Source organism: Bacillus sp. ISL-46 (genome assembly GCF_018613205.1).
In genome coordinates this window covers 137,963-158,609 of sequence record NZ_JAGGQR010000027.1, presented here as the reverse complement: position 1 = coordinate 158,609, position 20,647 = coordinate 137,963, and the positions used below count along the sequence as shown (strand labels likewise).

Sequence of the window (20,647 nt, the reverse complement as noted above, 5' to 3'; positions counted from 1 at the left end):
CCTTGGGCGCCCGTTTTACTTTTAAGGATTATTTACAGCAAATCTGCTGCCAAAAGTGCCAATCCTGACCTTTCCCCTTTCATTAATTTAACATGTCCGGAAATGACTTGATCCTTGAACTTTTCTACAACATACGTTAAACCGTTGTTATAGGCATCAAGATATGGATGATCTATCTGTTCTGGGTCACCCATTAAAACAATTTTACTGCCTTCTCCGACACGGGTAAGGATGGTCTTTACTTCATGCTTCGTTAAGTTTTGTGCTTCATCAATAATGATAAACTGCTTTGGCAAACTTCTGCCTCGAATATACGTTAATGCCTCTACCTCAATCGAACCCATACCTGCTAAAATCGCATCAAGTTCACCAGGCTTTTTAGTATTGAAAAGATATTCTAGATTATCAAAAATTGGCTGCATCCATGGTCTTAATTTCTCTTGTTTTTCTCCCGGTAAAAACCCTAAATCTTTTCCCACAGGTACAATTGGTCTAGCCACTAATAGTTTTTTATATTCCCTGAAATCTTCCGTTTGCATTAATCCCGCAGCAAGTGCTAGCAGAGTTTTTCCTGTACCAGCTTTCCCCGTTAATGTGACTAAATGAATATCCTTACGAAGTAATAATTCGATTGCCATAGTCTGCTGCACATTCCTTGAGTGAATCCCCCAAACATGGTCTTGATTCAGTGCTAATTTCTTTACCTTCGTACTCGTTTTGTCGACCATCCCAATGGCTGATGCTGAACTGCCAAGGGCGTCCTTCATAACGAGAAATTGATTTGGATAAAATGGGTGGTTTGCCAGTTCAGAGAGATTTAACTCCCCTTTCTCATAAAAGCGTCCTAATAATTCAATTGGTAGCAATACTTCAAAGAAACCAGTGTATATATGATCTATGTCTACAACACGGTCACTTAAAAAATCTTCGGCATCTAAACCAATGGCATCCGCTTTTACCCTGACGAGAGTATCCTTACTTACTAGAATAACCGGCTTCCCATTTTCCTTGGTTTGTTCCTCTAAGTATAAATTCTTTGCCACTGCAAGAATGCGATTATCATTTGTTTTTTCAATAAAAATATCCTGTAATTCATGAAAGCTACGATGATTTAATTCAATTCTAATTGTCCCCCCGCTCTCAAGCGGGATTTTTTCATGAAGCTTTCCTAATGCCCTAAGTCCATCAATCAACCTTGATACATGCCTTGCATTTCTCCCGACTTCATCCATGTACCTTTTCTTTGAGTCCACTTCTTCAAGAACCACTGCAGGAATAACAACTTCATTATCTTCAAAGGAGAAGAGGGAATACGGGTCTTGTAATAAGACATTTGTATCTAACACGTATATTTTGCTCAAAGCAACGCCTCCTGCTTTACTTGTTGTTAGATTTGTTAAATTGCAGAACAACCCTTTTGCTAGATTGGACTTTGGTAAAATATATGTTTATTGGAATAAAGATAGAAGGAGTTCCGCACAATAAATGTTAGTGAGACCATTCAATAATTCGTATGAGAGGCTTAATTTCAAATTTTTTATAAGCAATGCGGAGGTGGGTAATAAATGAAGAAAACCTTAATTATTACTGCGTTATGTCTGATCCTAGCCGGCTGCAGTACAAAAAGGGAACTAACAAACAATGAGAACGCATCATATGTTAAGGTAAAAAACAGCTACATTGAAAGTGTTGACCGAAAAACGGGGCAGGAAATCTCCAAACGTTTAGTTAAGCTGGCGACAAGTATCCCAAATGTTAACGATGCAACTGCAGTGGTATTAGGAAGATATGCGATGGTCGGAATTGATGTAAACGCGAAAATTGATCGTTCCCAAGTTGGATCCATAAAATATTCTGTAGCCGAAAGCTTAAAAAAGGATCCGTACGGAGCAAAAGCAGTTGTTGTTGCTGACGCTGATACAACACAGCGTTTAAAAGAAATACAAACAGATATTAATAAGGGCAGACCAATACAGGGTATTATGGAGGAGCTAGCAGATGTAGCCGGTCGATTAATGCCTGAGATACCAGGAGACTTAATTACTCCAAGCCCTAAAAATGCCACCGAAAAACCTGATAAAAAGCTTCCTGAAAAGGATAAAAAGAAACTAGAAAAGGAACAAGAAGACCAATCTAATCACTATAAATAAAAATGAGAAAAGCTTAGGGATTCCTAAGCTTTTCTCATTGCTTCCATAACTTGATTGTCTAACTTTTGGGCAGCGTTTTTATCATATGTTTTATCATATTGAACTTCAGAGACAATTTTAGATCCATAAAACATAACATCCCTTACTGCTGTTATTGCTACTTGTATCAAAGCCAGCTTTAATGGTACATCTTTAAGTCTCTCTTCTATTATTTGGGCTGTCCCATGAATTGCGTATGTAGATTCATTAGCAATTATATTAATAACGACTTGATTGTTATTAATTAAATTCTCAAGAATTCTGGAACGATTATCCACCGCAAAATAAATGGTACTTTCATCTTTTGCTAATACCCAAGAAATAGAACTAATATTTGGCCCCCCTGATTCATGATCTACGGTTGCCACTGTCACGAACCGTTCCTTTTGCAGTTCATCATATAAAGGCTTGATTAGCTTTGGTTCCACTTGGTTTGCCATTAAAACATCCCCTTTACTTATTCCTTCACCCTGTTAAAAAACAGATATTCTCATATTACTACTATCCCATGCTTTCATCAAATTAAACCAATTGATTACATTCAAACTTTCTGCCATGATATACTAGAGGAAACAGTCGGTTATTAGAAATAGTTAAAGAGGTGTCTTAATGAGAGTTAAATGCGTAATTTGCGATAAAATTGAAGCGATTGAAGATGAATCGTTTGAGGCCAAGCGTCTACGTAATCGTCCCATCCATACATATATGTGTAAACAATGTAAGACAAGAATAACTGAAAAAACAAATGCCAGATTTGAAACAGGCAATTTCCGATTATATCGTGCGAAATCTGAAGAAGATGATTGGTAAAACGAAAAGCGGTAGCGTCCCTAGGCGCTGGAGCTGGACAAGAAAAAACCATCATGCTCATTCCAAAGTGGAATGAACATGATGGTTTTTTTATTCTTCTTCTTCGATTGGGTAATTCTCGTACTTTTCTGGCTCTTGATTGATTTGGTCTAGCATAACCTCAATTAATTCCTGAGGATAACGAGTTTTTTTAGTTTCTTCTCCTTGCTGATAGGAAACATAATACATGACATCATCTTTTGTTACCTCAATGTTTGAGAGGTGAAGATCAGCTATCATTTCTTCAAAAAGGTTTAGTGTATCTCGTGCTGCTGTGTCATCAGGCCTTGCGTCGCATACAACCTTAATAGTAAGCCAATTATATAGTGTATCCTGTACGGATTTCATTTAATTAAACCCCCGTTACTTCGCTTCAGCCTGATGCTTTTTAGTTTGATGTAAGCGTATTTTATAGATGATCAATAACACCGCCGCACCTGCAAGTCCTTCTGCAATTGGTAAGGCATAAGAAAAAATAAGCATTACAAAGCATCCAATTAAAAGGCAAATATAGATCACGATGTTTTTCAAAAGAGGCAGTTTTTTTGCAAAGCCTAACTTATATACAATTGCCGCTAAAATTACAATATATAAATACTGTAACCACACAGCAGTTTTTACATCTGTTAGTTCAATGAAAAATCTAAGACTAGGAGAGAATCCTTCCATCTTCTTGCACTCCTTTTACTTAACTCTGTTCAGCAAATTTTTTCTTTTTAGCTGCTCTTTCACGTTCGTTTTTATCAAGAATTTTTTTACGAAGACGAATCGATTCTGGAGTAACCTCACAATATTCGTCATCATTTAAATATTCTAATGACTCTTCTAATGTCATAATACGCGGTTTTTTAATTACAGATGTTTGATCTTTGTTAGCTGAACGAACATTTGTCGCCTGTTTCATTTTTGTAATATTTACGGTGATATCATTTTCACGAGTGTTTTCGCCAACGATCATCCCCTCGTAAATTTCCGTACCTGGCTCAACGAAAATGGTTCCGCGGTCTTCAATTTGCATGATACCATAAGTCGAAGCTTTTCCTGATTCCATTGACACTAGAACACCTTGGTGTCTTCCGCCGACTTGACCTGGTAACATTGGCTGATAGCTGTCAAAGGTATGATTAATAATTCCATAACCGCGAGTCATTGTTAAGAACTCGGTTGTGTAACCAATTAAACCACGTGCAGGTACATTAAAGATTAAGCGTACTTGACCTGAACCATTGTTAATCATGTCAATCATTTCGCCTTTACGGGCACCAATGGATTCCATTACTGAACCAGTATGTTCTTCTGGGACATCTATTTGAACTCTTTCAACAGGCTCACAGCGTACACCGTCAATAACTTTGACAATAACTTCCGGTTTTGAAACTTGAAGTTCATAACCTTCACGGCGCATGTTTTCAATAAGAATTGATAAATGAAGCTCACCACGTCCAGAAACGATCCAAGCATCAGGTGAATCCGTGTTATCAACACGTAAACTTACGTCAGTTTGCAATTGAGAACGAAGTCTTTCTTCAATCTTTCTTGAAGTTAAATACTTCCCTTCTCTACCGGCAAATGGGCTGTTGTTTACGACGAAAGTCATTTGTAATGTTGGCTCATCGATTCTTAAAATCGGCAGTGCTTCCTGATGTTCAACAGGACAAACTGTCTCACCCACATTTATATCTTCCATTCCTGAAACAGCAATTAAGTCGCCGGCTTTGGCTTCTTCTATTTCTTGGCGTTTTAATCCAAAGAAACCGAAAATCTTGGTGACGCGGAATTGCTTAACTGAACCGTCTAACTTCATCAGTGCTACTTGTTGACCTACGTTCATCGTACCGCGGAAAACACGACCGATTCCAATTCTGCCAACATAATCATTATAATCAAGAAGGGCAACTTGGAATTGCAACGGCTCTTCATGATTATCAACAGGGGCAGGGATATATTCAACAATCGCATCATATAAGGATTGCATATTTTCATCTTGCTTTTCAGGGTTTGTACTAGCTGTACCATTAATCGCCGAAGCATAGATAACTGGGAATTCAAGTTGATCTTCAGTTGCTTCAAGTTCGATAAACAAATCGATCACTTCATCAATTACCTCTGCAGGTCGTGCAAAGTCACGGTCAATTTTATTGACAACAACAATTGGAGTTAACTTCTGCTCTAATGCCTTTTTAAGAACAAAGCGAGTTTGTGGCATACAGCCTTCATAGGCATCAACTACTAACAATACACCATCAACCATTTTCATAATCCGTTCAACTTCTCCGCCAAAATCAGCGTGTCCCGGAGTATCCAATATATTAATTCGTTTATCTTTGTATTGAATAGCTGTGTTTTTCGCCAAAATGGTAATTCCGCGTTCTCTTTCTAAATCATTGGAATCCATTGCACGTTCTTCTACATGTTCATTAGTACGAAATGTACCTGACTGTTTTAACAATTGGTCAACCAATGTTGTTTTACCGTGGTCAACGTGGGCAATAATTGCAATATTACGAATATCATCTCTTAATTTCAAACAATTCCACTCCTACCTATATTTTAAAAATAAAACTATTTATAGTTTCTCATTTATAACTAAAACATTATACCACAAATAAAGTGGAAACCCCTAACCATTTTATTGTAGAATAAAAATATACTTAAAACAGTGGGCCTTTAACTAGCTGTATTTCAATGATAAAGGGGTATAAAATAATGAAAAACGTGAAGTGGCCTTTACTTGTGTATGCCATTCTTGCAGCCGCAAGTATAATGGGGATTGGAATCGCAATAGGCGAAAAAAGCTTAATAGGAGCAATCGGTTGTTTCGTTGCAATTATTGTAATAATGGGAATGGGCTTTAAAACAAAAAGAAAAATGCGCGAGAATGGTGAGTTATAAAAAGAAGCCTCGATTGGCTTCTTTTTTACCATTTTCCCTCTTTTAAGTAATCCTTTAAGATTGATTGGTGTAGGCCTGGTTTAGCTGAAAGCAAAGAATCCTGCGAAAGGAAATTCAGCTTATCTCCCCTTAAATTTGTCACTATACCACCCAGTTCTTCAATTATTACTGCCCCAGCAGCAATATCCCATGGTGATAAACGCATGGAAATATAGGCATCCACTCTTCCTGTTGCAACAAAAACCATTTCGAGCGCAGCAGAACCATAAGACCTTGTTCCTCTCGCTGCTTTAACAAGAGGAATCATTAAATTGTGATCGATCCGATGATTTTCCATCACCCATGTGGCATTGAGTGCGATGATGGATTCCTTAACGGTTGTTTCCTTTAGTACATCTAGAGGCTTTTCATTTAAATAGGCCCCATTTCCTCTTTTAGCATGATACAATTCGTCATGTACGACATCATATATGAGTCCGATCTTTCCAACACCATTTTCATACACGCCAAGGGAAATAGCAAAATTTCTTTGTTGATGGACGAAATTCATCGTCCCATCGATTGGATCAATCATCCAAACAATTCCCTCAAGATTATCAAGTGAATCACCAAATCCCTCTTCGCCCATTATTTTATGATCTGGATACACTTCTCTAATTTTACTAATAAAAAATTGTTCAATTTCTTTATCGATATTTGTTACAAGATCATTAGCGTTCGTTTTTGTTTCAATATTTAATGTTTCATTAAAAGATAACCTGATTTTAACCCCTGCCTCATTTACCCATTCCTTTGCATGAGCATAAATTTGATCCCAGTTCATAATTCTCCTCCAAATATCTTATTTCTTCATAAGTTTTCATGTATGTAGTATGATGCCGGACAAATTAGATGATGTACCTTTAGCTTAATCAAATTGATGTAACACAGCAACTTTTTGGCGTATTATAAGTTCCAATTATAGTAAAGTGCAATAATAAACGAACCCCCCTCTTTTTTGCTGGAGTTCGTTTTAGATAAGTTCAGGATATATTCTATTTCGATTCATTCTTATTTATTTCTCCTTGGATAAAAAAACCGTCTTATTTATCAAAGGGCTTTTAATCGTAATAATTCTTGGCGGATTTTTTCTAATTTTTGTTTGCAATCCTTCATTTTTTTCTCGTTCTTTTCCTCAATCGCTTCGAATAATGTTGCTAATTCATAATCCATTTCCAATCGCAAAACTGCAGTTCTTTCCTTTTCGCCTGCTTTTTTAAGTGAGGTATTCATAAGTTGTTTCACGTTTCTCCTCCCCTTCCTAAATTTAACTATTTTTTCAGATTATTTTTTTACTGTATAATATGAGTCAGGGAGATATGTTGCAACAAATATGTGCTTTAACCTAGAAAGCATCTCACTACTCGTCTGGTAAGTGGTATGCTACAATTAAGTACAATTGTTTTGTTGGAGGTTTAGTTTATGAGCTTTAAGGGATTTACAAATGAGGATTTTGATGTTTTTTTAATAGATGGTTTAGAGGCTAGAATGGCAGCTCTTAAAGAAACAATTCGTCCAAAATTAGAAGATTTGGGAGAATACTTTGCCCCTTCAATATCTGTATTAACAGATGATGAAATGTTTGTTCATGTCGCCAAACATGCAAGGCGCACTATTAATCCACCAAAGGATACTTGGGTCGCATTTTCAAATAGTCCTCGAGGTTATAAAATGCTTCCGCATTTTCAAATTGGCTTGTGGAATACCCATTTATTTATATGGTTTGCCGTTATTTATGAAGCACCCCAAAAAGATAAGATTGCTGCAAGGTTCTCAAAAAAAATCACTAAAATTTTCAAAGATACACCAAAAGATTTTGTTTGGTCTATTGATCATACAAAACCAGAAACAATTGAACACCGTCAACTAACAAAGGATGATCTTCATTCGCTGTTTGATCGGCTGCAAAACGTAAAGAAAGCAGAATTGTTATGCGGCTATACAATCAACAGGGAACAAGTCGTCCAATTAGGTTCAGATGGGCTAATTCAACAAATTGAGGACGTTTTTAATAAAGTAGCCACACTCTATAAAATCTCTCTTAATAAAAAGTAATAAGAAGAAGCTCCCAGACCAAATAGTTCGGGAGCTTCTTCTTATTTCATTTTAATTTTATCCCCAGATGAAGCCTCTTTTGCTTTTTTTATGGTCCGATAGGACGAATAACCACTCATTTCTTCAAATTCGCCACAAATAGTTTTTTCTTCCGCCTTGCTTGGGACAATTTCTTTAAATCGACGATACGCCTTCATTACCGCATCACGTTCAATTCCGTTTTCATACGCCTTCTCAATGGTTTCAAAAAATGCAATTACATCAACAATTTCATCTGTGCTCCAATGATAATCAATGGGATATTGGTATTCCATTCTTTCACCTACTAACTATTTTAACTAAAATGAATCATACATTTAATTTCCCCACTTTGCACGAATTTGTTCAGCATCTTTCATCATTCGATCGAATAACTCATGAACCGAAGGGACATCTTTAATTAATCCCATCACTTGTCCTGCCCATGCAAAGCCTTCATCAGGGACACCATCATAAATGTAGCGTTGGTTAGCCATTCCACTAATGAAATCTTTTAACTGATCATAACCTTCATTGTTTTTTTCTAACTCAAGAATTTTTTCTGTCCAGCTGTTAGCAAGTGCCCTGGCGGGAGTTCCTAGAGTTCTCTTGATGACAACCGTTCCAGATTCATTTCCTTCCACTAAAGTCTTCTTATATATCTCGTTTGCATGAACACATTCCTTAGTCGCAATAAATCTCGTACCCATTTCAATCCCTTCAGCACCTAAGCTAAGGGCTGCCATGAGCCCTCTGCCATCTCCTATTCCACCTGATGCAATAACAGGTATAGAAACGGCATCTACCACTTGAGGAACTAAAACAAGCGTGCCGACATCATCTCGTCCTAGGTGGCCTCCCCCTTCTTGACCGACGACCATTACTGCATCTGCACCGAGTTCTTCTGCTTTGACAGCCTGTCTTCTTGCCGCTACAAGGACAAGCGTTTTAATCTCTGTGCCTTTTAATTGTTCAAATATGGGGGCAGGATTCCCTCCTGTCATTGAAACAACCGGTACCTTTTCATCAATAGCCACTTGGAGGAAATCAGCAAATGGCCTCCCATGCTGTCCAATCGCAAAATTAACCCCAAAGGGATTTTTCGTCAATTGCTTCACCTTTCGTATTTCTGCTCTAAGCTGTTCAGGTTCACCTAAAGACATAGCTGTGATTTGACCAAGACCTCCGGCATTAGATACCGCTGCGGCCAATTCAGAATAGGCTAAATAAGCTAGACCCCCTTGAACAATAGGAAATCGTATATTTAATAATTCAGTAACACGTGTTTTCCATTCCAATTTAACCCCTCCAAAAACTTTCTATTTGTTATTTCGCCTCTTTAGGGTAATTTTCCTTTCTAATTGGGAAACTATCGTAAACCTAATAAGTAAAAACATTTATTTCTTTGCATTGAAAGGTATTAGTGCTATAATTCCTTTGTTTTTATGTTTTTGAATGACATAATTAGAGTATTTTTTATAAAGAGGTGTGGTTAAAAATTGTCTCAAAATCAAACACCGCTATTTAGCGGTTTATTAGCACATGCGAAAAAGAACCCAATTCAATTTCATATTCCTGGTCATAAAAAAGGAGCTGGGATTGACCCTGAGTTTCGAAACTTTATCGGTGATAACGCCCTGTCTATTGACCTAATTAATATTGGTCCACTAGATGACCTTCATCAGCCAAAAGGAATCATTAAGCAGGCTCAGGATTTAGCAGCCGAAGCCTTCGGAGCTGATCGAACATTTTTTTCAGTACAAGGGACAAGCGGAGCAATCATTGCCATGATTATGGCTGTTTGTGGTCCAGATGATAAAATTATCGTTCCAAGAAATGTTCATAAGTCAATTATGTCTGCTATTGTCTTTTCTGGTGCCATCCCTGTATTTATCCAGCCTGAGATTGATAAGGAATTAGGAATTTCTCACGGAATAACACCCGATGCAGTAGGAAGGGCTCTAGAGCAACATCCAGACGCCAAAGCTGTTTTAGTAATCAACCCAACATATTTTGGCATCTCCGGAGATTTAAAAAAGATTGTTGAAATTTCTCATTCCTATCATATTCCTGTTCTTGTTGACGAAGCCCATGGTGTTCATATTCATTTCCATGATGACCTTCCACTTTCAGCTATGCAAGCCGGTGCAGATATGGCGGCTACTAGTGTCCACAAACTAGGTGGATCGATGACCCAAAGCTCGATTCTAAATGTGAAAGAAGGACTTGTTTCCGCAAAACATGTTCAGTCAATTCTAAGCATGCTTACTACTACCTCCACTTCGTATTTATTACTTGCATCACTTGATGTCGCTCGGAAGCAATTGGCTACGAAAGGAAGGGATTTGATCGATAAAACCATCAATTTAGCGCAATCCATGCGGAAAAGAATTAATGAGATTGAAAATCTGCATTGTATCGGTGAGGAAATTCTAGGGTCAGAAGCTACCTTTGATTATGATCCAACCAAGCTTATCATTTCAGTTAAAGAACTAGGATTAACTGGATACGATGTTGAAAAATGGTTAAGAGAAAAACACAATATTGAAGTGGAACTTTCTGATCTTTATAACATTCTTTGTATCATCACGCTTGGAGACACAGAAGTGGAAGCCGACTTGTTAATTAATGCCTTAAAAGATTTGGCAGACGAGTGTGAACATCGCACCGAAAGAATTGAACCTGTTGAAGTTCTTCTTCCTGAAATTCCTGTACTTGCCTTAACACCAAGAGATGCGTTTTATTCTGAAACAGAAGTTATTCCTTTTGAAGAATCTGAAGGAAGAATTATTGCAGAATTTATTATGGTATACCCACCCGGTATCCCAATTTTTATTCCTGGTGAGATTATTACTAAGGAAAACCTCCATTACATTCGAAAAAACCTTGAGGCAGGTTTACCTGTACAAGGTCCAGAAGATGATGAAATTAAGTCAATTCTTGTCATTAAAGAGTACAAGGCAATAAAATAAAACAACAAAAATACAGGATTCCGATATCGGAATCCTGTTTTAATTTATGTTTAGTTATTATAAATCTTCCTCTGTATGATGATCCTCGCAACAATTGCCTTTAGAATAAAGCACCGTTACTTTTTCATCTTCAAAATGATCAATAGTAGAGTTACAAGTTTGACATACTAAAGTACCCATTTGTACAACCCCCTTTTCATTATTGAATAATCACAAAACGAAGTATTTATATATCATTAATGTAATAATAATATATCACATTAGAAATATCAAGCCTAAATTGTATGTCACATTTAAAAATTTAGCTCATTTATACTTAGCTGTTGATTCCGCTCCAGGCGCTTCGCTTTCCGCTCCAATCAACATAGCTACAAAATTAAGAATGACCTTTATCACAGCCAAAAAATAATAAAAAAAAAAGACCCTATAGGGCCTTCTCTTGATAAATTATTCGTACTGAGTCTCAAACGGGATAGTTGGTAGTGTTTCGCTGAAAAACTCAGCTAAATCTGCTGCTTGCTGTTGATCAGGGATACGGAATACGGTTTGAAGGTAATCAATATCTTCGATGTCTTTTGGGTCGAGGAGAGTGGAACGGCCAGTCTGCATGCAGACAACTAGAGGTTTGCCGAAAAACATGTTGGTGTAAATTATGCCGAAATCATAACGGGTATGTTCCGTTGTAAATCCAATAAACCTTACCTTCACATTTTCATGTTCATCATAGAGCTTATCAAATAATTCCATGAGGCTCCTCCTTTTTTCTAAGAATGTTTTAGAATATTATTATAATTCATTTTTCCTAAAGAAACAAGGAAACTTCTACTTTTATTTAAAGCTATAGTTGTCATAAGATTTTATTAAATGCTAGAATAGAGAGGCATATATAATGGACTAATAGGGGGGAATGATGATGGCTGTTAATGCATATATTAAGCTAGTGCCTTCATCTACTAAACAAACAGTAACAATTGAAGAAGTTAAAGAATTATTTCATGAGTATAAAAATAACACTACAAAAACTGGTAATCAAATAGGTTGGCAATATGGAGAGTCAGCTTTTCCCTATGTAATTAAAGAAACATCAGAAGCGGACGGAAAATGGTTCTATTTACACTCTAACGATGACCGCTACTATGCCATTTTATTAGGTGTAGACCAGGAAACTATTCGAAATGAAGAAGGACAAGAACTAGAACAAACATACATACAAGTGACATTACCCGAACAATCTACGTATGGAGATAAGGGAAAAGCGAATGAATTTTGTAAATACCTTGCGAAAAAGCTGCAAGGGGAACTCCACCTTTTTAATGAGAGAATCATGTATTATTATCCTCGTAAATAAAAAAAGCTCCTTTTGGGGCTTTTTTTAGTGAATAAATAATTCCATGGTATAGTGAATCGAAGTATATATAACAAGGCTTAAAGTAGTGATAAAAAGCGTTTTACGCACTGATTTTGTGACCTGGTTTCCTATTAAAAATGCTAAATAAAAGAACACAAAAAACATAATGACTTTATAAATTAGCTGGTCATGCTTTGATAACCATTCAATAAATGTATATCCGCTCCAAATGATAAATTGCAGTATCACAACAATATAGACCCTCATATTTATCACCACTCTTAATACATTCACTTCTTCTTAGAATGCTCGTTCTTAAGTATATGTTCTAAAAGCGAGAGATATATTTTGTTTTTAAGTTGACAGGGATTTTTTTCTTTTATCTTTGTATAAATACAATTCGGTAAAAATAGTAAAAGTCCTTTCCGTTAGTTAACGAAAAGGACTATATATTTATGAATTATTTCATAATGTGGATTGGGCTTCCTAAGGCAACTTCCGCCGCTTCCATTGTGATTTCTCCAAGTGTTGGATGAGCATGAATAGTCATGGCAAGATCTTCAGCAGACATTCCAGCTTCAATCGCAAGTCCCAATTCTGCAATCATATCTGATGCATTTGTTCCGGCAATCTGCGCCCCGATGACAAGTCCATCCTCTTTACGAGTAATTAATTTCATGAATCCATCACCACTGTCGAGTGATAATGCACGACCATTAGCTGCAAATGGGAATTTGGCCGCATTTACAACAATTCCTTCTTCTTTTGCTTGGTCTTCTGTATATCCAACTGAAGCTAATTCAGGATCAGAGAAGACAACAGCAGGAATACCTAAGTAATCAATTTCAGACGTGTGACCAGCAATTGCCTCAGCGGCAATTTTAGCTTCATATGAAGCTTTATGTGCCAATTGAGGGCCAGCAACAACATCACCAATAGCATAAATATTGCTAAGATTTGTGCGACATTGTTTATCGATTTCAATTAGTCCACGCTCAGTTAATTTAACACCAACTTGTTCTAAGCCCATTTCATCTGTGTTAGGACGTCGTCCGACCATTACAAAAACGTAATCAGCTTCGATTTTCTTTTCCTCGCCTTTTGTTTCGAACGTTACTACCACACCATTTTCAGTTTCTTCAACGCCCTTGGCAAACGCCTTTGTAAAGAACTCTGCACCTTTTTTCTTCATGCTTCGTTTTACGAGAGCAGCCATTTGCTTATCAAAAACACCAAGACCTAATATTTCTTCTGCACCTTCTAAAATGGTAACCTGACTGCCAAAGTTTGCGTATGCACCGCCAAGCTCAATCCCGATTACTCCGCCGCCAATAACGACGATTTTTTCAGGGATTTCATTTAAGTTAAGTGCCCCAGTAGAATTCAAAACACGTTTTGAATATTTAAAGGCAGGCAACTCAATCGGACGGGATCCAGTAGCAATAATAGCATTTTTAAAGGTATAAGTTTGCGCTGAATTTTCATCCATTACACGCAGCGTATTGGCATCGACAAAATATGCTTCACCACGGACAATGTTTACTTTGTTTCCTTTTAATAATCCCTCAACGCCGCCAGTTAATTTATTTACAATTCCTGATTTAAACTCTTGAACTTTTGTGAAATCCACTTTTACATTTTCAGCAGTAATCCCGAAGGTTTCAGAATGCATCGCTGTTTCATAGCGGTGACCAGCTGAAATTAATGCTTTAGAAGGGATACATCCTACATTTAAACAAACGCCGCCAACATATTCTTTTTCAACAATTGTCACTTTTTGTCCCAACTGCGCTGCACGAATAGCTGCAACATATCCCCCTGGGCCTGCTCCGATGACTATAGTATCTGTTTCAATTGGGAAATCTCCAACGACCATTTTATTACGCCTCCATTAACAATAGTTCTGGATCGTTCAATAAACGTTTAATATGATTTAATGCATTTTGTGCTGTTGCACCGTCAATCATGCGGTGGTCAAAACTTAATGAAAGTGCTAAAACCGGTGCAGCAACAATTTCACCGTTTCTAACGATTGGTTTTTCTGCAATCCGGCCAACGCCCAAAATTGCTACTTCAGGATGGTTAATAACTGGTGTAAACCATTGCCCGCCAGCTGAACCGATGTTTGAAATTGTACAAGATGCGCCCTTCATTTCGTTAGGTGCAAGTTTGCCGTCACGGGCTTTTACAGCTAATTCATTAATTTCATTTGAAATTGAGAATACTGACTTACGGTCTGCATCTTTTACTACTGGAACTAGCAATCCTTTTTCTGTGTCTGCTGCAATTCCAATATTATAATAATGTTTATGAATGATTTCACTAGTAGCATCATCAAGTGAAGTATTTAAAGCTGGGAATTCGCGTAATGCACTTGTTAATGCTTTAACGATGTATGGTAAGAAGGTAAGCTTAATTCCTTTAGCGGCTGCCACTTCTTTAAATTTCTTCCGGTGTGTAACAAGTTTAGTTACATCGATTTCATCCATTAATGTAACGTGAGGAGCAGTGTGTTTGGAATTAACCATTGCTTTAGCAATTGCCTTCCTGATCCCACTCATTTTTTCGCGAGTTTCTGGATATTCACCTTGTGGAATAGCCACGGCTGTTGATTGCGGTGCCTCCACTTTAGCTGTTTCAACTTCTACAGCTACATTTGTCGCAGCTTGTGGTGCAGGTGCTGCTTCACCGCTTACAAAGGCGTCGATATCACCTTTCAAGACCCGGCCATTATTTCCGGTACCAGGTATTAACTTAATATTAATCCCTTTTTCACGCGCATATTTACGAACAGATGGCATAGCAACAATCCGGCGATTTGGATCTACTTCTACTTGCGGTGCCGTAGCAACTGCTGCTGGTTGAGGTGCTGCATCTTGTTTAACCTCAGGTGCTGGAGTTGTTACTGCTGCTTTTTCTTCTTGTTTCGGTTCATCAGCATGTTCATCGCCTTTAAATTGAAGGTTCTCGTACCCTGGGGCATCAAAGGTGACTAAAACCTGTCCAACAGTTGCGACAGTTCCTTCTCCTACTAATACTTCAAGAACTGTCCCTTCAACTGGGGACGGAATTTCTACCACTGCTTTATCATTTTGAATCTCGCAAAGTACATCATCTTCTTGAATTTTGTCGCCTGGCTTTACAAACCATTTAACAATTTCGCCTTCATGAATACCTTCACCGATGTCAGGCATTTTAAATTGAAATGACACTAGGATTCATCCTCCTAAATTACATGTATTTTTGAGCATCGAAATTATAGTAATTAGAGCGGTCAATTACGTAATTAATTAAAAATTTAAAACTTTTTTAGCTGTTTCCATTACATCTTTATAATTAGGCAGCCATGCAGCTTCCGCTTGCGGGAATGCAAAAATGGTATCAGGTGCAGCCACGCGCAATACAGGGGCTTCTAAGCTTAAAATTGCCCGGTCGTTAATTTCAGCAACAACGTTTGCAGCAATTCCTGCTTGTTTTTGAGCTTCTTGAACAACGATCGCACGACCTGTTTTTTCAACAGAAGCAATAATCGTTTCAATATCGATAGGACTTACTGTTCTTAAGTCAATAACTTCAGCAGAATGACCTTCTTTTTCTAGTTCCTCTGCGGCTTTTAATGACTCGTGAACCATTGCTCCATAAGTAACGATTGTTATATCTGTTCCTTCACGTTTTACTTCGGCTTTTCCTAGTGGAATTGTATATTCCCCTTCTGGAACTTCTTGACGGAACGAACGGTATAACTTCATATGCTCAAGGAAGATAACTGGGTCATTATCACGGATTGATGAAATGAGAAGTCCTTTAGCATCATATGGAGTTGATGGAATAACAACCTTTAGGCCCGGCTGTTGTGCCATCAGTCCTTCTAAACTGTCTGCGTGCATATCAGGTGTATGTACGCCGCCTCCAAATGGCGAACGAAATGTTACTGGAGCATTAAATTTGCCTCCGGTACGATAACGAAGACGAGCTGCCTGACCAGAAATTGAATCCATTACCTCATAAACGAAACCAAAGAATTGAATTTCTGGAACAGGACGAAAGCCTTGTAAACTAAGACCAATCGCTAATCCACCGATTCCGGATTCAGCAAGTGGTGTGTCAAAAACACGATCTTCGCCAAATTCATTTTGCAACCCTTCAGTTGCACGGAAAACACCACCGTTTACACCAACGTCTTCACCGAAAACCAATACATTCGGATCATTGCTTAATTCCACACGCAATGCATCTGTAATTGCTTGAATCATCGTCATTTGAGCCATGGCTTACTTCGACTCCTTTTCTTTATATATTTCATATTGCTCTTTTAAGTTTTGCGGCATTTCTTCATACATAATTGACATTAAATCAGTAACCTTTTGTTTAGGCGCTGCATCAGCTTTTTTAATTGCTTCTTTAATGTCTTCTTTCGCTTGTTCAATTACTTCATTTTCTTTTTCTTCTGTCCATAGACCTTTGTTTTCAAGGAATTTACGGAAACGTACTAATGGATCTTTCTTTTCCCATTCATTGTCAAGGTCTGCTGTACGATAACGTGTTGGATCATCACCAGCCATGGTATGAGGGCCATATCTGTAAGTTAATGTTTCAATGAATGTTGGACCTTCACCGTTAATTGCACGCTCACGTGCATCACGAGTAGCAGCATATACTGCTAAAGGATCCATACCGTCAACTTGAATACCAGGAATACCTGCAGCAACAGCTTTTTGAGCCAGAGTTTTGGCAGCCGTTTGCTTGTCAACAGGAGTTGAGATTGCAAAACGGTTATTTTGAGCAATAAAGATGGCTGGAGCTTTATACGCTCCTGCAAAATTCATTCCTTCATAGAAATCCCCTTGAGATGTACCACCGTCACCTGTATACGTAATTGCAACTGCTTTTACCCCACGCTTCTTCATACCGAGTGCTACACCAGCAGTCTGAACATACTGTGCACCGATAATGATTTGCGGGATAGCAATATTAACGCCATCAGGAATTTGTCCACCTTCAAAATGACCTCTGGACCATAAGAAGGCTTGGTATAAAGGTAAGCCATGCCAGATAATTTGTGGAACATCACGATATCCAGGTAAGATAAAATCTTCTTTTTCTAATGCAAACTGTGAAGCTAATTGAGATGCCTCTTGTCCTGCAGTTGGAGCGTAGAATCCTAATCTTCCTTGGCGATTTAAAGAGATAGAGCGCTGGTCAAGAATTCGTGTATAAACCATCCGGCGCATTAATTCCTGAAGCTGTTCATCTGTTAGGTCTGGCATCGCAGCCTCGTTTACGACTTCACCAACTTCATTAAGGATTTGAAGTGTTTGAAATTGTTCTTCTACAACTTCTAGTGTTTTCTTCGCATCAAGCTTGGCGTTCTGTGTTTTAGAAACCATTTAGGTCACCTCTTCCTTTCTATTCAAAACTTAATTTTTTTAAATATTATCCACTAAGTTAGAATACCCAAAAACTTAAGAATAAAAGACAGATGGACAATGTCATCCATTTTTCTTTATCATTTGGATAAACTCTTGATATTACACTCGATTTTGGTAAGCATAGTACATGAAACATACTTTCAAATAGTTTTTCACGTAATCGAAAAGTTAAAACAAAATACCTTTCCCCTTACCATCATCTTATTCTGTACCACTATTTTATGTAACATCATTGATACAATTAATTAACACTTTTTAAGTTTACATCATTAGTTTTTGCACGTCAAATACTAATTTTCAATATTTTTCACCACGTTCATGTTGCTAAATAATATAAACATTTTTTCTTCTGTATTACTTTATTTCTACATCTGTTATATACAATTCCTCATTTAATTAATTGTTATAATATACAAAAAATCGGCCTATTCAGCCGATTATTTTGATGAAATAATATTTAATTACTTGATTTAAGCCCTGCCTGCTTATAAAATGACATTTTTTTTTCATTGTACTGTTCTGTTAACATATTAAATTTTTCATTGGCATTATAAACTCTTTTATACGTTTCATTTAACTTATTTACCTGTGCTTCAAGGTCTTCAAGTGGAAGATTTTTATTTTTAAACATTTCATACAATTCTTTATCATTTTTCAGTGCTTCATTATACTCTAGGTATAACGCTTCATGAGCTTTATATCTTTCCATCATTATCTCATATAGTTCATTAGCTAATTTCGTTAAATCGCGATCTTCTAATTTATCCTTAATATCCCTGGCCTTTATGAATTCTTTCTGGGATTCTTTAATGCTGTTCGTTTCTTTCTCCATCAGCGCTTTTCTATCATCAGCTAATAATATTGCTTCATCTGAAAGTTTTACGATTTGAGCATATTCTTTCATGCCAAATTTGATAATCTGGTCATAAATTTCTTTTTCTTTTTTTTCAAGTGTAACAAGGGGATTCTGTTGTTCCTCAAATTCTTTTTCGGCTGAAACGACTTTTTCTAACACATCATACATTTTTTCGACTGGAGACTTTTCTTTCGAACACCCAGCAAAAATAACAATCAAAACGGATAAACATAAAATCAAACAATACTTTTCTTTTAATGACACATTATAAACCTCCTGCCTATTCCAATTCCTACTATATCGACACCTGGTTTGTTTGACAATACAATATCCCATAAAAAAGGTTGTAAAACAGTTACTTGAATCAAATATTAACTTTTTATCAATTGTCTGATAGACTATTTATTATTAATAATTTTAGTTAAAGCACAGGAGTGAGTGGAATCATGATTACGATGGAAGATATCATTCGAGATGGTCATCCTTCCCTTAGAAAAGTGGCTGCAGAAGTATCCATGCCGCCATCAGAAGAGGATAAACAAATATTATTTAGCTTATTAGAATATGTAATTAATAGCCAAAATCCTGAAAAGTCGGTACAATTTGGTTTACGCCCTGGAATAGGTTTGGCTGCCCCGCAAATAAATGTTCTAAAACGGATGATAGCCGTGCATCTTACTGATGACACAGGTACTCTTTATAGTTATGCATTATTTAATCCCAAAATTATCAGCCATTCTGTTGAGAAGTCCTATTTACAAGCAGGTGAAGGGTGTCTTTCCGTTGATAAGTCCATTCCCGGGTACGTCCCAAGACATGCAAGAATTACTGTAAAGGGAACGAATCTTAACGGTGAAGAAGTGAAACTACGGTTAAAGGGGCTTGCATCTATTTGCTTTCAACACGAAATCGATCATTTAAATGGTGTTATGTTTTATGATTATATCAATCATGAAGACCCATTAAAACCAATCCAAGGAGCCATAGCCATCGAAAGGTAATCAAACAGGAGCTGCATTGATTTTGGGCTACAGATATATAAAGAACCGGCCCTTCCTCGGGTCGGTTCTCAATTTATATTAACTGTAGTTCTTTTAACCCATTCCAGATACCATCTTCGGAAACATCGCTTGTAATAAGATCTGCAAGTTCTTTGGCTTCAGGGACACCATTCCCCATGGCAACGCCTGTTCCAACCGCCTTCAACATTTCTAAATCATTTAAACCATCTCCGAATGCATAAACATCCTTCAACTCAAACCCCAAACGTTTGATCATTTGTTTTATTCCTTCTGCTTTTGAACCACCCTTTGGTAAAACATCGACAGAATATGGATGCCATCTGATAAAATCAAATTGGGGATAGTCAGAGAAATATAAACATTCATCTTTATTTTCACAAAAAAGGAGGCTTTGATACATTTTTCGATTGACATAAAAAGAGTCATCTTCCTCTGGATGAGGGAAATTTAGGCTCCCCATGCTTTTTTCAACAAATGGATGATGCTTAACACTTGCCTTCATTGTTTTTTCGTTCATAAACACTAATGGATGATTGTTTGACTTAGTATGGTTAAATAATTTATTTAGCTCATTTTCATTCAAAGGGTTCTCATATATAACTTCATTCTCAAAAACTACAAATTGACCGTTAAAGCTCACATAGGAGTCAATTCCAAGTACATTCCGCAGGCCTTCAAACATAAACGGAGCTCTGCCAGTGGCAATTGCGACAAATACATCATTCTTCTTAAGTAAATTGATGGCTTTTATCGTGCTTTCGGGTAGGTTTTTTTCATGATCGAGCAATGTGCCGTCTATGTCAAAAAATACAATTTTCTTCATTTAATATGTACTCCTTTTTGTCGAATCCTCTAAACTGTGAAAATATCCCCCCACAGTTCTTTATTCTTTAAAACACTAAACTTTATATTAAAAAAAGTCAATTTATAATTTGTCAATGTAATTCCATGTTTAACCATGATTGAATCAGCAATTTC

24 protein-coding genes are annotated in these 20,647 nt (G+C 37.1%); 7 read left to right on the top strand and 17 right to left on the bottom strand.

Going from position 1 to position 20,647, the window contains the following annotated elements; genetic code table 11:
* Positions 1–32: 32 nt before the first annotated feature.
* Complete coding sequence (locus J7E67_RS15845) at positions 33–1,361, bottom strand: PhoH family protein (RefSeq protein ID WP_214715918.1); 1,329 nt, start codon at positions 1,359–1,361, stop codon at positions 33–35.
* 204 nt (positions 1,362–1,565) lie between these two features.
* On the opposite strand from J7E67_RS15845, the gene J7E67_RS15840 reads away from it, so the two are divergent.
* A complete protein-coding gene (locus tag J7E67_RS15840) occupies positions 1,566–2,150 on the top strand; it encodes a YhcN/YlaJ family sporulation lipoprotein (protein WP_214715916.1) in 585 nt (194 codons plus the stop codon).
* A gap of 23 nt (positions 2,151–2,173) precedes the next feature.
* Here the strand turns inward: J7E67_RS15840 and J7E67_RS15835 are convergent, their stop codons facing one another.
* Positions 2,174–2,629 (bottom strand): pyridoxamine 5'-phosphate oxidase family protein, encoded by a 456-nt coding sequence (locus J7E67_RS15835; protein ID WP_168242670.1) that lies wholly within the window; start codon positions 2,627–2,629, stop codon positions 2,174–2,176.
* Positions 2,630–2,798: 169 nt separating this feature from the next.
* Here J7E67_RS15835 and J7E67_RS15830 point away from each other — a divergent pair, with 169 nt between their 5' ends.
* Positions 2,799–2,999, top strand: a complete 201-nt coding sequence (locus J7E67_RS15830; RefSeq protein ID WP_214715915.1) for a YlaI family protein — start codon at positions 2,799–2,801, stop codon at positions 2,997–2,999.
* A 90-nt stretch (positions 3,000–3,089) separates the two neighbouring features.
* Here the strand turns inward: J7E67_RS15830 and J7E67_RS15825 are convergent, their stop codons facing one another.
* Genes J7E67_RS15825 through typA form a run of 3 tightly spaced genes read right to left on the bottom strand, consistent with a single transcriptional unit; the run spans position 3,090 to position 5,565 of the window.
* On the bottom strand, positions 3,090–3,386 hold the full coding sequence (locus tag J7E67_RS15825; protein WP_214715914.1) for a hypothetical protein: 297 nt from the start codon (positions 3,384–3,386) through the stop codon (positions 3,090–3,092).
* Between the two features lie 15 nt (positions 3,387–3,401).
* Positions 3,402–3,707: a YlaH-like family protein gene (locus J7E67_RS15820; protein ID WP_088086255.1), complete on the bottom strand. Its 306-nt coding sequence runs from the start codon at positions 3,705–3,707 to the stop codon at positions 3,402–3,404.
* 19 nt (positions 3,708–3,726) lie between these two features.
* On the bottom strand, positions 3,727–5,565 hold the full coding sequence (gene typA / locus J7E67_RS15815) for a translational GTPase TypA (protein ID WP_214732322.1): 1,839 nt from the start codon (positions 5,563–5,565) through the stop codon (positions 3,727–3,729).
* A gap of 179 nt (positions 5,566–5,744) precedes the next feature.
* Here typA and J7E67_RS15810 point away from each other — a divergent pair, with 179 nt between their 5' ends.
* On the top strand, positions 5,745–5,930 hold the full coding sequence (locus tag J7E67_RS15810; RefSeq protein WP_214715912.1) for a YlaF family protein: 186 nt from the start codon (positions 5,745–5,747) through the stop codon (positions 5,928–5,930).
* Between the two features lie 25 nt (positions 5,931–5,955).
* On the opposite strand, the gene J7E67_RS15805 is transcribed toward J7E67_RS15810, so the two are convergent.
* Both J7E67_RS15805 and J7E67_RS15800 read right to left on the bottom strand, forming a co-directional pair.
* Positions 5,956–6,756, bottom strand: coding sequence for an inositol monophosphatase family protein (locus tag J7E67_RS15805; protein ID WP_214715980.1), 801 nt, complete (start codon positions 6,754–6,756; stop codon positions 5,956–5,958).
* 263 nt (positions 6,757–7,019) lie between these two features.
* A complete protein-coding gene (locus J7E67_RS15800) occupies positions 7,020–7,214 on the bottom strand; it encodes a hypothetical protein (protein WP_088086251.1) in 195 nt (64 codons plus the stop codon).
* 177 nt (positions 7,215–7,391) lie between these two features.
* Here J7E67_RS15800 and J7E67_RS15795 point away from each other — a divergent pair, with 177 nt between their 5' ends.
* Positions 7,392–8,024: a YktB family protein gene (locus tag J7E67_RS15795; protein ID WP_214732321.1), complete on the top strand. Its 633-nt coding sequence runs from the start codon at positions 7,392–7,394 to the stop codon at positions 8,022–8,024.
* Positions 8,025–8,065: 41 nt separating this feature from the next.
* On the opposite strand, the gene J7E67_RS15790 is transcribed toward J7E67_RS15795, so the two are convergent.
* The gene (locus J7E67_RS15790; RefSeq protein ID WP_098933074.1) at positions 8,066–8,338 is read right to left on the bottom strand and encodes a UPF0223 family protein; all 273 of its coding nucleotides are present in this window, start codon (positions 8,336–8,338) and stop codon (positions 8,066–8,068) included.
* A gap of 42 nt (positions 8,339–8,380) precedes the next feature.
* Positions 8,381–9,340 carry an NAD(P)H-dependent flavin oxidoreductase gene (locus J7E67_RS15785; RefSeq protein WP_214715909.1) on the bottom strand — a complete coding sequence of 320 codons (960 nt, stop codon included), beginning with the start codon at positions 9,338–9,340 and terminating at the stop codon, positions 8,381–8,383.
* 201 nt (positions 9,341–9,541) lie between these two features.
* Between J7E67_RS15785 and J7E67_RS15780 the strand changes: the two genes are divergently transcribed.
* Positions 9,542–11,014 (top strand): aminotransferase class I/II-fold pyridoxal phosphate-dependent enzyme, encoded by a 1,473-nt coding sequence (locus tag J7E67_RS15780; protein WP_214715907.1) that lies wholly within the window; start codon positions 9,542–9,544, stop codon positions 11,012–11,014.
* A gap of 57 nt (positions 11,015–11,071) precedes the next feature.
* Here the strand turns inward: J7E67_RS15780 and J7E67_RS15775 are convergent, their stop codons facing one another.
* Complete coding sequence (locus J7E67_RS15775) at positions 11,072–11,194, bottom strand: GapA-binding peptide SR1P (protein ID WP_026566313.1); 123 nt, start codon at positions 11,192–11,194, stop codon at positions 11,072–11,074.
* A gap of 267 nt (positions 11,195–11,461) precedes the next feature.
* On the bottom strand, positions 11,462–11,761 hold the full coding sequence (locus J7E67_RS15770; protein ID WP_214714642.1) for a DUF3055 domain-containing protein: 300 nt from the start codon (positions 11,759–11,761) through the stop codon (positions 11,462–11,464).
* Positions 11,762–11,927: 166 nt separating this feature from the next.
* Here J7E67_RS15770 and J7E67_RS15765 point away from each other — a divergent pair, with 166 nt between their 5' ends.
* Positions 11,928–12,362, top strand: coding sequence for a DUF1885 family protein (locus J7E67_RS15765; protein ID WP_214714643.1), 435 nt, complete (start codon positions 11,928–11,930; stop codon positions 12,360–12,362).
* A 460-nt stretch (positions 12,363–12,822) separates the two neighbouring features.
* Here J7E67_RS15765 and lpdA read toward each other — a convergent pair whose 3' ends face one another.
* The 5 genes from lpdA to J7E67_RS15740 all read right to left on the bottom strand — a co-directional run bounded on the left by lpdA (position 12,823) and on the right by J7E67_RS15740 (position 18,911).
* Entirely contained in the window at positions 12,823–14,238 is a 1,416-nt protein-coding gene (gene lpdA, locus J7E67_RS15760) for a dihydrolipoyl dehydrogenase (protein WP_214714646.1), read from the bottom strand.
* 4 nt (positions 14,239–14,242) lie between these two features.
* Complete coding sequence (locus tag J7E67_RS15755) at positions 14,243–15,574, bottom strand: dihydrolipoamide acetyltransferase family protein (protein ID WP_214732320.1); 1,332 nt, start codon at positions 15,572–15,574, stop codon at positions 14,243–14,245.
* A 78-nt stretch (positions 15,575–15,652) separates the two neighbouring features.
* Entirely contained in the window at positions 15,653–16,630 is a 978-nt protein-coding gene (locus J7E67_RS15750) for an alpha-ketoacid dehydrogenase subunit beta (protein WP_214714650.1), read from the bottom strand.
* A 3-nt stretch (positions 16,631–16,633) separates the two neighbouring features.
* On the bottom strand, positions 16,634–17,749 hold the full coding sequence (gene pdhA, locus J7E67_RS15745) for a pyruvate dehydrogenase (acetyl-transferring) E1 component subunit alpha (protein ID WP_214714652.1): 1,116 nt from the start codon (positions 17,747–17,749) through the stop codon (positions 16,634–16,636).
* Positions 17,750–18,248: 499 nt separating this feature from the next.
* Positions 18,249–18,911, bottom strand: coding sequence for a YkyA family protein (locus J7E67_RS15740; protein WP_308161417.1), 663 nt, complete (start codon positions 18,909–18,911; stop codon positions 18,249–18,251).
* 182 nt (positions 18,912–19,093) lie between these two features.
* Here J7E67_RS15740 and def point away from each other — a divergent pair, with 182 nt between their 5' ends.
* Positions 19,094–19,648: a peptide deformylase gene (gene def, locus J7E67_RS15735; protein WP_214714656.1), complete on the top strand. Its 555-nt coding sequence runs from the start codon at positions 19,094–19,096 to the stop codon at positions 19,646–19,648.
* A gap of 73 nt (positions 19,649–19,721) precedes the next feature.
* Here def and J7E67_RS15730 read toward each other — a convergent pair whose 3' ends face one another.
* Positions 19,722–20,492, bottom strand: a complete 771-nt coding sequence (locus J7E67_RS15730) for a Cof-type HAD-IIB family hydrolase (protein ID WP_214732318.1) — start codon at positions 20,490–20,492, stop codon at positions 19,722–19,724.
* Positions 20,493–20,647 lie beyond the last annotated feature (155 nt).